At 44.7% G+C, this 12,321-nt stretch carries 9 protein-coding genes and 1 pseudogene; 2 read left to right on the top strand and 8 right to left on the bottom strand.

Translation table 11 applies throughout. The features are described 5' to 3' along the window. Positions 1-523: 523 nt before the first annotated feature. The 7 genes from AAFP11_RS14040 to AAFP11_RS14010 form a co-directional block, all read right to left on the bottom strand. Positions 524-1,867 (bottom strand): helix-turn-helix transcriptional regulator, encoded by a 1,344-nt coding sequence (locus AAFP11_RS14040; protein WP_333265944.1) that lies wholly within the window; start codon positions 1,865-1,867, stop codon positions 524-526. Positions 1,868-2,042: 175 nt separating this feature from the next. Beyond that, positions 2,043-3,836: a serine/threonine-protein kinase gene (locus tag AAFP11_RS14035; RefSeq protein ID WP_341737622.1), complete on the bottom strand. Its 1,794-nt coding sequence runs from the start codon at positions 3,834-3,836 to the stop codon at positions 2,043-2,045. 10 nt (positions 3,837-3,846) lie between these two features. Further along, complete coding sequence (locus tag AAFP11_RS14030) at positions 3,847-4,944, bottom strand: CoxE (RefSeq protein ID WP_341737621.1); 1,098 nt, start codon at positions 4,942-4,944, stop codon at positions 3,847-3,849. Between the two features lie 20 nt (positions 4,945-4,964). Continuing rightward, the gene (locus tag AAFP11_RS14025; protein WP_341737620.1) at positions 4,965-5,906 is read right to left on the bottom strand and encodes a MoxR family ATPase; all 942 of its coding nucleotides are present in this window, start codon (positions 5,904-5,906) and stop codon (positions 4,965-4,967) included. After that, positions 5,891-7,735, bottom strand: coding sequence for a CHAT domain-containing protein (locus AAFP11_RS14020; protein ID WP_341737619.1), 1,845 nt, complete (start codon positions 7,733-7,735; stop codon positions 5,891-5,893). The genes AAFP11_RS14025 and AAFP11_RS14020 overlap by 16 nt, the downstream gene beginning before the upstream one ends. Positions 7,736-7,907: 172 nt before the next feature. Then, entirely contained in the window at positions 7,908-9,797 is a 1,890-nt protein-coding gene (locus tag AAFP11_RS14015; protein ID WP_341737618.1) for a ThiF family adenylyltransferase, read from the bottom strand. A 132-nt stretch (positions 9,798-9,929) separates the two neighbouring features. Beyond that, positions 9,930-10,472 (bottom strand): hypothetical protein, encoded by a 543-nt coding sequence (locus tag AAFP11_RS14010; protein WP_341737617.1) that lies wholly within the window; start codon positions 10,470-10,472, stop codon positions 9,930-9,932. 241 nt (positions 10,473-10,713) lie between these two features. Here AAFP11_RS14010 and AAFP11_RS14005 point away from each other — a divergent pair. Beyond that, positions 10,714-11,130 (top strand): annotated as a pseudogene (locus AAFP11_RS14005) (element excision factor XisH family protein). Next, positions 11,118-11,447: a XisI protein gene (locus AAFP11_RS14000; protein WP_341737616.1), complete on the top strand. Its 330-nt coding sequence runs from the start codon at positions 11,118-11,120 to the stop codon at positions 11,445-11,447. The pseudogene AAFP11_RS14005 and the gene AAFP11_RS14000 overlap by 13 nt, the downstream one beginning before the upstream one ends. A gap of 157 nt (positions 11,448-11,604) precedes the next feature. On the opposite strand, the gene AAFP11_RS13995 is transcribed toward AAFP11_RS14000, so the two are convergent. Next, positions 11,605-12,285 carry a hypothetical protein gene (locus tag AAFP11_RS13995; RefSeq protein WP_341737615.1) on the bottom strand — a complete coding sequence of 227 codons (681 nt, stop codon included), beginning with the start codon at positions 12,283-12,285 and terminating at the stop codon, positions 11,605-11,607. Positions 12,286-12,321: the final 36 nt, after the last annotated feature.

The raw sequence follows: 12,321 nt of genomic DNA, 5'->3' as shown, positions 1-12,321 counted from the left end.
TTTACGTGGCAAGAGTTTCAGAAATGAGTTGTCGCGGCATTCTAGAGGTTTTGTCGCGGCATTCTAGAGGTTTTGTCGCGGCATTCTAGAGGTTTTGTTCTAACGGTCAAACTTATATTGGGTATGGATTTGAGAGCTATTTTCAATACCTACTTTTTTTAGAACAAGTTTCAGAACAGTCCGAGCATCCTTTGCTGAAAAAAAAACCAGCCGGGAAAGGTGGGTTTGTAGGGTCGCTTTGGTGAGAGTTATGTCCTGGACACACGGGTGGTCATCACCTGAGTTTGATGGACGAGAATACAGAGGCTACAGCCCTTGAACCGGGGAAAAAACTAAGGTGATGGCGATGTTAGTCAAGCTCTGCTTGCTGTCGCTGTTTGAGCGTAGAATCCCCGTCTCTTGACTAGCGGGGAGTATGTCAAATTAGGACTAAGGCTAAGCATCATCAGGATAGAGGCTCTTCAGGGGGGGTTGCCCCTACTTTCACACCGTATATTGAGGCTGTGCGTAAGTCCTAAATATGTCAATCTGAAATGCTTAACAGATGCCAGATTTGGGATTCTAGTTCTGGTGCAGGGATTCGCTCCCCACGTTCCAACATGGATACATAACGCTGCGACACCCCTAGCCAGCCAGCCAATTGTGCTTGAGTCCAACCTTTGGCTGTTCTTGCTTCTTTTATCTCATTGCTTGTCAGTTTAGGTTTGGGAGCTTCTTTCAGGCGGGGTTGAACCTGTTTGAGTTCAGCTTTGCTTGCCAGGAGTTGGGGGATAGGTGCTGGCGGATGGATGGTAATTTTGGCTGCCAATAGCGTGTCAAAGTATCCTCGTTTTTTTCGATCCTTGCTACCGGGTCTCAGCCATTCTGGGTAGGTCTCTTGGTCAAACTCGATTTGAAACGCTCGCTGGAGTTTCAACAGCACTTCCAGGGTGTGATTCCAGCTATTCATCAGCGTGTAAGCTTTTCTACGGTCAGACCGGGCTATATCGATTACCGTTTGGGATAGGAGCGCTTTTAGAAGGGTTTCCACTTTGTAACTGCCACTGGTGTGAAATCGGCTTTCCATCGTCAGATGAAGTGCTAAGCGCAAAGCCAGTTCATCATGGTAGGCATCGATTTTGAGAATCTCCTGGGCTAAATAGCCAAACTGATACAAGGCTTCTTTGGCGAAGTAACCTGCTTTGTTCAAGAAGGCATGAGTCCAGAGCCCCGGTTGGACTGTGATGTAGACTTCATCAGGCTGCTCTATTTTGCCCTCCAGATTCTGCTGACCTGTTAACTGAATTTGAATATTCCACATTCGCGAGGTGTCAACGCTGGCTCTAATTCCACCTTTTTTGTGTTTGCCTTCAACCCATGTGGCTTTGATTGCTAGGCAACCTAGAGCATACGCTGTTTTAGCTAGTTCATTCAGTTTTTTAGACGCGGGCAAGTCTGTGCGTTTGTCCCAGCCCATTTCCTTGATTAAGTCACTGCCTTCGAGAGTGAATAAGCTTTCCCACGGCTCTTCTTGTCTCATAATATGAGCGGCAAAAATCAGGTGTAACTTGGCAGCGGTCAGCCCAAACTTGTCAATAATTTGCATGGCCTCGTCTAAGGGCAGCAGCGTGATGTCGCCGGGGTTGGCGATGTAGTGCTCGATGATGTTGTTGGGGTTGCCCTTGGCTCGGTGTTGGAAGTAGCCGACACCTGAAGGGTATTGCTGCCACAAGTCTGTTCTCAGTTGTGCGTGGAGGCTGGATACCATAGGAGGGGGTGTCGCAACAGGGGCGATCGGTCTACTCTGGTACAGACGAGGTTCTGTAATGGGTTTGTCTGGGGTATCTCTAACTTCAGCCAGACTTTCTGAGCTGGTGCTGTCACTCATAGTTTAGTCAATGGAAGAGAGGGCATAGCTATTTCGATCTCACGATTAGTCCTGAAGGGAAACATGAAGAATCGCAACATTAACCTCAATGGCTCGCGCGATCATTACTGTTGTTTGTATCATGTAGTTTGGGAATTGTGAGAATAATCAGCGTAGTAAAAAGGGAGAACGCACCTCATTTTTTCGGTAGATTCAGCTTTCTCACCACATCCTCCCTAATCTCTGGTTCTAGCGTAAAAAGTATCTCGCTGCCAACTTTCACTTTTTTGATTAGGGAACGAGCTACTAGAGATTGCAAATTATCAATTAATTTTGATGCTACTTTTGGAAAAAATATTCGCAAAGTTTCCACGGAAACGGGAGCTGCGTCTGAAGCCAATTTGTACATAATATCCTTTTCCAAATTAGTCAATTTTGAAAATTGCTGTTCTACAATTATCTCATGTATACATTGCAAAATCACTTGCGGGCTCTGCGGTCTGTTACCCGGAAAAGGTGCCATCAAGTAATCGATAACATTAGCAAAAGGATCTGAAATATGGGGTGCTACTTTTCGCCACATCAATCTACCTGTTCGTGGATTCTCTGGAAAAGCAGTAGGGGATTTGCCTGTTAGCAAATGGACAAAAGTGCGACCGAGGGCAAAAAAATCAGATTGAGGAACAGCTTTACCATTCGCCTGCTCTGGTGGCGTGTAACCTGGAGAAATAATCACTGTAACACTTCCCCCTTGACCAACTTTTGCAAAATAGGTAGCTGTGACTTCCCTAACTGCACCAAAGTCAATCAAGACTAACTTACCATTTGGTTGAACCATAATGTTACTCGGTTTGATATCTCGATGAAAATAATTTAAACGGTGGACTTGATCGAGGATATATGCTAGTTGTTTTAACCAGTTAATAGCTAAATATTCATTAATAGGTCGGTTTCTTTTAATCAGCCATTGCTCTAAATTAACTCCATTTATTTTTTCCATAACAAAACAGTGTACTCGTTCTAATTTTCCTTTGGTAATCAAGGTAAAATAGCCATCGCGCTCGGCTCTCGGAATTCCTGGATGGCGCAAACGACATAATATATCGGCTTCTTGTTTAAATGATTCGACTAACTTGCCTTTGTGTTCCTCGTCTACAGCATCAAGTTTTAAAATTTTTAGAATTTTGATAGTACCTCTATCATCCACTTCATAAATACGACTGAAACCTCCTTTGCTTACTTGTCGAATAACTTGATATCGGTTAGCTATGAGAGGTCGTTTAGAGACTGTTTTAATAGGTAAACTTGGAGTAATATTCAACTTTACTCCAGCAGGTGCTACCTTTTTTTGGGGCGCAGATACTTGATTGGGCTGAGCGACTGTACCTGCCAAATCACCGCGAGTAAACTTATCAATACTGCGCGCGTAAACTAATAAGGGCTCAAATTCTGCCAATGGTTCTGCAAAAGTCTCTACTAACGAAGCCATCCGCACCACTTCAGACCTATCCTGCTGATAAGCATTCTTTAATGCTAATGCCAATTCACGCGCCGCCTCACTCGGTCTGGTATAGGCCAAAGCTGTCCACCGCTGCGCCTGAGCAAAATCTCGCACCTCTTGGTCATTACTTTGAAGTTGCTGCCGCACATAAACTAACAGAAAATCAGACAACTCATTAATCCGCTGCTGACCAAAATTATCATTCTCTTTCAACCGATTCAACAGCGAATTTCGCACTGCTGTATCCATCTCATAGAGTTCTCTCCCTACCTCATCGCACAAACTCGAAAGTAGCAAATCCGCCACAGCTACCCAAGGAATTCCTAACACAAATCCGTGAATATCTCGCTGGAAATTAGCCCACAACTTGTATAATAAATCCGGTGTCAAAGCCAAGGGAAACGCCGCATGACACGCAAAAATTAAGTGCGTTTTTCCAAAACGCCTCTCGAAAGCTTCAATTCGTCTGCGGGCTACTTCAGGTTTCATTTCATCCCCCTTATTCAGTCCCAACAAAAACCGAACTCTGACTTTTTCCCCGCAACAAGCCGATCGCATCTTGCAATCCCCGCCGCGCCATCTCAAACATCGGCACTAAACGGGCCACCTTACCCGCAGTCGTCCCCTCCCAGCGCGACTCCGGCATCGGATTTAGCCAAGCTACATACCGCACCTTTGCCTTAATTTGCTGGAGAAACGCCGCCGTCAACTCCACCCTTTCCTCACTGTAACCCCCGCGAGCCGCCCCAGCATCGCTAAAAATTAACATAGCAGACTTCTCAGGCCGCAAGTTAGCAAGCAAGCGATCGATTTTCTCGCCTTCCAACTGATAGGGGTCATGGTATAGATACTCCCCCGGACAATTCTGAAAATAATAAATGCCAGCATTGCCCAAACGCCCGCCTCGGACTGCCGTTTCTGCCAGCCGGTGGGACAAATCGTGAAACGGCACCATCGAACCGTCGCGATCGATTAATAACAGTAATTGCGATCGATTTATACGGCGCGGCACCAACACCGGACTTAACAAAATGCCCTGTCGCCCAATCTGGTTAACTGTGGCTTCCACATCCAATTCTACGGGCGGCCCTTCCCGCACGGGACGGCGCAAGTAACGCCAACTTTGCTTCATCTGCCGCCGCGTCACTGGAAAATATTCGGATGTCAGGATGAATTGGCGATCGGAAATTGCCTCATATTTATTAGTAGCTTGCATTACTGCTTTTGCTGCTTGCACCTCATCTTCTATTGCCTTTACTAATTCAGGAGGCGGGGCAGAGATAATGGGCTTGCTTGTTTCCTCAGTTAGTATTGGTGCTGTTTCGATTATACCAGAATCCTCTGTTTCCGGTGCAGAATTGGCTGGTTTTTCTGGAATTGCTGGTATAGCTTCCTGACTTTCTTTAACAATTAGTTCAAAGTGATAGTCAAATAGGCGCTTATCCTCAGCAGATTTTACCCATAAAGTTTTGCACAGGCGGTATAAAGAAGTGCGATCGCTCGTTCCAAAGCCCTTTTGTAAAGCTTCCAGTAACAGCTTATATTCACCGATGCCAAGGGGAAAACCAGCTTCTCGCAGTTGACTAAAAAGCTCCATTAGAGGTAGTTCGTCCGCAATCACAATTCACCCCCAGCCCGCCTTGGCTTAGCATAGCGATTGTAATCATCCCAGCTTTTCAGCAGCACGCCCGGATACAAAAGTTTCTTACCCAATTCATCCAGAACCCGATCTTCAGGATAGTGTCGCAGTATCCGAAACCAATCCATCAATTCACTGGTACTAACTTTTTTGCCCGATTCTCCCTTATCTTTCCGCATTTCTTCACGCAACTGCAAAAACCTGTCAAGAATTGCATTCACTAGCGATTCAGGAGATGCCACAAAGTGAGCATTGACAATCTCAATTAACTGCTGGCGCTTGGGGAATTCAACATAGTGAAACAAGCACCGCCGCAAAAAAGCATCGGGCAAATCTTTCTCATCATTGCTAGTAATAAACACAATCGGTGTTGCCTTAGCTTGAATTTTCTCTCCCGTTTCTTCGATCGCAAACCGCTGTTCGTCAAGTTCCAAGAGCAAATCATTAGGAAAGTCAATATCAGCCTTGTCGATTTCATCAATCAGCACCACCGTCGTTTGTTCCTTCAGAAAAGCTCGCCCCAAAGGCCCCCATTTGATATAAGTCTCAGATTTATCAATTTCTTGAATTTTATCGTCGCTGAGGCGTCCAGCCGCCGCTAATTGAGCATCCCGCAAACGCCCCACAGCATCATAAGTGTAAAGTCCATCTTTTGCCCTGCTTGTAGACTTAATATTCCAAGTTTCATAAGGTAGTCCCAACTCATAGGCAACAGCACGGGCTAATTTAGTTTTGCCACACCCCGGTTCTCCTTTAATCAGCAGGGGACGTTCTAATTGAATTGCTAAGTTAACAGCTTCAATTAAATCTTCGTCAGGAAGATAAGGATAAAGCATTTGACCGTTTTCATCGATTTGTCCTAGTTGAGGCTGTACTTTACCTGTGTATTTAAAGGCTTCTCTGTTCAGTGTTTCAGCCATATTTTCTCCCATTCATACCAATTACAATCGCACAAATCACAAATTCTGTACAGAGCTAGTTGAGGCAAGCCGCCTTCACTGCTTTCAAGAATGTCTCGGACTGATTCCTCAACTTGAGTAGTCAGTTTAAGGGGTAACTCATCGATAGAATATTCAATCCAAAGTTGCAAATCTTTTTCGCATAGTAGAGTAATTTTAGGTAGCTTAACGGGAATGTGCGGTTCCCAACTAGGGTAAAGTGTGTCAGCAAAATCTAGATTCCAGTCTTCAACACAACCGCTATGGTCAATTAAAAACATTAGTAAGCGAGACGGCGATTGAGTTACGCCGGAGACGCTTTTTACCAATGGCCACCAAAATTGTCCCATAAATTGACTCCTACATTCCTCTGGCATTTCATCGACTCTATCGAAGATTAAAACCACAGTTCTATTTTGACATAATTGAGCAATTTTATCTATAATTTGTGTTGGTGAAGGCTGATTAATTAAACCGACACGACCGCCTAGTTCTTGCCACAAAGCTTTCGTATAAGTAGCGCGAGATTTTCGACTAAGTGTAACTGGAATTACTTTAACATTTGTCCAATTAGGAAATTGCTTCATCAGCCGATTCAACAGCCATTTTTGACCGCTGTCTTCTTCGCCGTGAATCAAATAAGCACCGATGGGATGCTGTTCAACAAATGTTCGGAAAAATTTAACTTGATGATGATAATTTAACCGCTGTAAAGCTTGGTGAAGTTTATCATAAGATTGTTGAGGTTGAGGTGAATTGGTTAGCGTTTTTGTTTCTTCTGCGGTAGTGTTCCGTAATTGTTTCCAAGTTGGCGAAGCTTCTACAGTAAAACATTGATCGTACATCACTGGCAACCAACTGGCTAGAGGGTATTCTCTCTCTAATCCTTGGAGATTTTCTCTAGCCTGTCGCAAGGCTAAGTATAAAGTTTTTTCATTTTTTACAAAAGCTTCTAGAAAAAATTTCAAGAATTTGTGTGCGACTTCATCGGGTATTGGTGTCCGCATGACAATAACTTGGGGAACGTTCCAACTAGCTAGAGTTTTCGCTAAGCCCAAACCATCGCAAGAGTTAAAAATAGCTAGTCTCAACCCTTTGCCAATGGCTTGCTTAACAGCATTTTGTAAATCTTTAATGTTGATTTTATCTGTTTGATTAATAGAAAGAATACCTTCTCCGTCTGTTGTTTTGCTATGACCTGCAAAAAATAAAATGTCCCAGGATTCTTCATCCCTCAATTCCCTAAAAATAGTTTCCTGGTCTTTTTCAGGCAAAAAACAGGGTTCAAGCGATAATTGCTTGAATTCTCGTTTATCTACGGTAAGGTCAATTCCTTGACTATTTCCCAGAATTGCTAGAATTCTGACTTCTGTTCTGGTTGAGTAACAAGGTTTAACTTTGTATTCTGACAAGCTAAAAGCCATCTCGGCTAGAGGATAATTTTCAAATAAATTCCAGAGATGCCAGGGAAGCTTTGCCAGATCGGAGTCGGAAGTTTGGAGAATAACTCGAATAATATCCTGAGATGTGCAATCAGTTTTTAATTCGTGCCATTTTTCGAGAAATTGCGAAGATGAAAGCCAATCATTAAGAAGTTTTTTAGCATTTAAAGGCTGGTATTTGTCCTTGAGATTAGCTTTAAAGCCGTGTTCCTTTAAGTTTTCATAAAATCTGTCGAGTTCTGGATCTGGAGGTAAACTGGCATCTAGCTCATTATGGTACGGCTTGCCATCTTCCGCAATTCGCAGAAAAACTGGAAAACCTATCTTGAAACTCCCTTCACACAATCGGATAACAATTAATTTTCCCATAGATTAACTTTTGTAAGCGCCGATGACAAAAAAGTCCGATCGCCCTTTTTACCCGATCTTTCAAACATTCCCCCCAACCTCTACAGTACCAGACGATCGCAGCAGAAAGCCCCAGAGGAAAGCATTTCTTCCCCTGGGGCTTTCTATCGCATCAATAATATTCAGCTTTGACTTAAGAACGAGAAGCGTTCAATGCAGCCCGAATTCCATCAGCTTGCACACTCTGTAACGCGATCGATCGCGGGTCAACCCGATGGTGTACAGTACCGCAGACGGGACATTCCTCCCGACTCTTTGCTGTCAACCAAACGCTTTGATAAGCATACTGTCCGGGAGTATCTCCAAACACGCCTGGATAAAACCAGTAATCGGGAACCATCGACAGTGTGAGATAATTTAACCCCCCATCGATCGCCGGATTCAAGAAACCTTTAAGTTTCGCCTCAGCATCCTCCGGCAACAGCAGCGACAGCGCCATTTTCACCGCCACACTGGTAACATGATGAATATCCGCCGCGATCGCCACTTCACCCATCACTCGACCGTTATTCCCGTAGTCGGCCTCCACACTCACCCGTCCCAAATCCGCTTCGGCTTTGTGGCGGTTGGCCGTAGCACAAAGATAGCAAGGAGTGCGATCTGGAATCGTCACAATTACCTCTCCTCCTTCGGCACCTTTGTAAAGCCCCACAAACAAAGCAGGTTTGCCGTGAAAATAAGCAAAACGATTGAGAATGCGCTGGGCGGCGGGGTCATCGGTAGTAGCAACTATCAAGTCGGCTTGTTGCACCAAAGCATCAAAGGTTTCAACCTCATAATCCAACAAACTTTTAGGCTGTACGGTTAGTTCCAGCAGCGGGTTGATGTGCAGCAGTCGCTTCGCCAGGGCTTCCACTTTCGGATTGCCCAAATCGGTAAAATCGTAGGTAGTGCGGCACAGATTCGCTGTTTCAACGGTTTCTGGATCGATGAGAGTGAGAGCACCGACACCGCTGCGAACCAGTTGTTCGGCGAAGTACGAACCGACAGAACCCGTCCCCGCAATCAACACCCGTTTGCTGCTGATGTGCTGGCTGAGAATTCCTTGACTGCGCGCAAATAATCCTTGCTGGATTTCGGCTGCGGCAATTTTGGGGTCAAGGCCCGAATAGCAACCACTCCAGCCAGCCAAACGCGCGCGATCCGCGTCTGCTGTGATTGGGGACTTTCCCAAAGGGCCGTACACCTTCTGGTAGGGGCCAGAACCTGCGATCGCACTTTTGACTGCTGTTAACAAACGGTCTTCTGGTGGCGTTTCCAACGACCAATCTAACTTGATTTCTTCTGTGTTTCCGCCCTCTGGTGTCACCATCAGCAGAGGTGGCGTGACGGGATAAGACTCGCTGACGAGAAACAGCAGTTCCAAACCGCCGTCGAGAATAACGCGACCGGCCGGCATCGCCTTTCCTTCCATTTCGGTGATAAATACTTCCGGTGGTTTACTGCTACCAAAAGTACGGCAAAGTTGCTGTAGGTTTTCCAACAGCGGTATGCGTTTGGGTGCAGCCGTCGGTTCTAGTGTTTGCAGGATACGGGGTAAATCGCGATCGCACACTTCCTTGACTGGCAGCATTTCTACTCGCAATTGGTTGCGATCGCGGGAAGCGACATAACAGGAAATTTTACCTTGTGCCATCGGCAATTCATGTTCGCGCAATTGCCCCCAAGGACGCTGTAAAGTGACGATCGGGGCTACAAAGTAGGGAATGTGAGGGTTGAGATTCAGCCCTTCTAGCATCGCAGTTTCATCGGGGCCGGAAGGACGGTCTAGACCGCCTGGGTGCGAGTGGATAACGCCTTTAAACTCCAGTCCTTGATTGAGTTCTAGCTGCTGCACCCGCTGAGTTAATTGCGGGGATGGCAAGTAGCTAGCACCGCTGGTATGGGCTTCTTCGTCCAAAAGAAAGCGGGTGATAATTGGCTGACCTACGGGGCCTAGAATGGCTCCTCCGCGTTCGGGAGGATGGTTGGCGATCTCAGTTTCAATGTCGTGCAGAACTGACTGTGAAATGTATAACATCATGGTTTTAAGTTGAGAGTAGGTAAATTTTGGGAACCCAGAAACCGGGTTTTTGGCTAAATACTTCGTTGCAGCCGACAGATGCGGTAAAAACCCGGTTTCTTTGGTCGGAGTGGATCGGTTGCGATCGCCCTTTTAGAGGTTGTTGATGGAGAATGGGAATAGATCGGTACGCAGATAACTGCTGAAGCCAGTTGCCCAGAGGACTGATTTGGCAAAGGCTTGTTCTAATGTAGGCAAGCCGCCTCCATCGCCGAAGCAGATGCGACCATCGCTAAACAGGTGGGCATCGTGGACATTGAACTTACCGGCGACTGCTGGAAACAAAACCATCACTTGGTATAGGCTGCCGTCGCTGTAAGCGAACATGGTATACTGGTCGCCGAGTTCGCTGGTAATGCTGTAAACCCAGCCTGTAACGCCACTGACGGACATTTCCTGGGTGTTGTTGGGGAGTTTTTGAGCTACGATTTGGCGATCGGCTGTCACAGTGGCTGCGAAGGTTTTCTGGGGAACGCGGGAGAGTTGGCGTTCAGTACCGGGTTGGGGGCGGAGGATGATGTTACCTTCGGAGTCTACAAACACGCTGCGATCTGTTGCATTGGGCAAGTCGGTGCCGCTTTGTTGGTTAGCGATCACGCGGTTTCTGACTTCGTTGAGATCTACTTGGTTGGTCATAAGTACCTCTGGATTGTTCTCTGTTATTGAGTCGTGTGGAGTTTTCAGTTTTATGCAGCGTTAGCCTGGTTTTGTTGGGGCTAGTTGCTGTGGAATCGCCTGATATTGCTTTATCGCTGGTGGGTGGGGGAGTTATGCGAAGTGGGGAGAATTTTTTGGGGTGCGATCGCTGCTGGCTGCGATGATATGATGGCGGAGTGGTAATTAATAGCGATCGGTTAAGCAATTTTGTGGCTATGATATGTCAGTTAAAGATATCTTTCACAATGCTGTTCGTTCAGCTTTAGAAAAAGAGGGATGGATCATCACTCACGATCCTCTTTTTATCAAGGTAGAGGAACTTGATTTTTTTATTGACTTAGCAGGGGAGAAAATTTTAGCAGCAGAGAAAGATGGCTTCTAAATCGCTGTAGAGATTAAGTCTTTTATCGGTGCATCAGATTTAGCCAGTTTTTATATAGCTTTGGGTCAATTTCTCAGCTATCGTTCTGCCCTGAGAAAAAAGCAACCAAATAGAATTTTGTATTTAGCAATAAACAAAGATGTGTATAACGATTTTTTCAGCAATCGTTTTATTCAAGAATTAATCGCTGAACATCAGCTCAAATTACTCATTTTTGATGCTATTCAACAGGGTATAATTTTATGGAAAGAATAGATTACAAACAATTAATCCAAACAATTTTGTCTCAACACTCAAGGAATGACTTGGATACTGAAACAGAAGTTCAATTACTTTTTGATATCGAGCGGGAGCATTATCATGTCGTTCATTTGGGCTGGGACGAGCAAAAACGGGTTTACGGCTGTGTGATTCACGTCGATATAAAAGATGGTAAATTTTGGATTCAGAGGGATAGAACGGAAGCAGGAATAGCGAATGAGTTAGTAGCGGCTGGAGTTCCCAAGGAAGATATTGTTTTGGCTTTTAAATCTCCTTATGTGCGTCAATTTACTGAGTTTGCACTGGGATAATAACGTCCAGATATTGCAGTTCAAGGCTTGAGCCTTTTATTCAAAGTTAGCTTTATCCCTAACTTTGAATAAAAAGATCCCACCCACGGCGGGATATGAGTTTGAGCCTCAAAAACTGCTCAAATTCTGTCCGAAGTATTGTTATAGCATATTCTGGTTAATAGATTTCTTCCAGCCAACTTTGAATCGCACTTTCTAAGTTAGGTTGATTAGGTAAAAACCCTCTCAAAGGTGGCTCAATTGGTTCTGATGTTATCCAAGCAATGTGCAAACCCAGGTTAGCATCGGCTATTTTGCGACAGCAGGTGATGAGTGTTGGATGAGGGGTACATTCATGTAGAATTAGGGCTAGGTGGCGTTTTTGCAGTTGGCGTTTTGCCGTGAGAATGTGGCGTTTGAGTTCGGCGAAGTTGTTGGCGGTGGGGATGTCTGCATCGGGTAGTGCTAGGTAGTAAATTTGGGTGCAGATTTCTTGGCAAATAGCGTTTATATCTGTTTCGTCTGTTAGGGATTGAATGTTGATAAGTAGGGGGTAAGTTTGGGGAGTTGGTTGTAGTTGAGAGAAGTTTGGGGTAATTTGGTTTTCGAGAGATTGAATTTGATCGTTTTGATTGTGTACAGCTTGATAAAAATCTTTGTAATTTATATTAAGCGAGCAAAGATATAAAAACTCTTTTACACAACTAGAATCCCGTATTATCTTATGTAAAGTATCCTCGCCTAATAAATTCGCTAATAAATCAATCAAATTAGGATTGTTTGTATGATTTTCTAATTCTTGATATAGAGTATAAACATCGTTATATGTACGTTTGTTGACAATTATAATTTTCAGCATTTTAATAACCTAATTTTTTATTTATTAATTGATTAA

The sequence above is a fragment of the Microcoleus sp. CAWBG640 genome (assembly GCF_020883015.1).
Lineage (GTDB): Bacteria > Cyanobacteriota > Cyanobacteriia > Cyanobacteriales > Microcoleaceae > Microcoleus > Microcoleus anatoxicus.
Note: the sequence above shows the minus strand (reverse complement) of the source record. Positions and strands in the feature narration are given on the sequence as shown.

Bases quoted from the DNA above. Each gene is read 5' to 3' on its own strand.
- AAFP11_RS14040 (WP_333265944.1), bottom strand. From the start codon at position 1,867: ATGAGTGACAGCACCAGCTCAGAAAGTCTGGCTGAAGTTAGAGATACC.
- AAFP11_RS14035 (WP_341737622.1), bottom strand. From the start codon at position 3,836: ATGAAACCTGAAGTAGCCCGCAGACGAATTGAAGCTTTCGAGAGGCGT.
- AAFP11_RS14030 (WP_341737621.1), bottom strand. From the start codon at position 4,944: ATGGAGCTTTTTAGTCAACTGCGAGAAGCTGGTTTTCCCCTTGGCATC.
- AAFP11_RS14025 (WP_341737620.1), bottom strand. From the start codon at position 5,906: ATGGCTGAAACACTGAACAGAGAAGCCTTTAAATACACAGGTAAAGTA.
- AAFP11_RS14020 (WP_341737619.1), bottom strand. From the start codon at position 7,735: ATGGGAAAATTAATTGTTATCCGATTGTGTGAAGGGAGTTTCAAGATA.
- AAFP11_RS14015 (WP_341737618.1), bottom strand. From the start codon at position 9,797: ATGATGTTATACATTTCACAGTCAGTTCTGCACGACATTGAAACTGAG.
- AAFP11_RS14010 (WP_341737617.1), bottom strand. From the start codon at position 10,472: ATGACCAACCAAGTAGATCTCAACGAAGTCAGAAACCGCGTGATCGCT.
- AAFP11_RS14000 (WP_341737616.1), top strand. From the start codon at position 11,118: ATGGAAAGAATAGATTACAAACAATTAATCCAAACAATTTTGTCTCAA.
- AAFP11_RS13995 (WP_341737615.1), bottom strand. From the start codon at position 12,285: ATGCTGAAAATTATAATTGTCAACAAACGTACATATAACGATGTTTAT.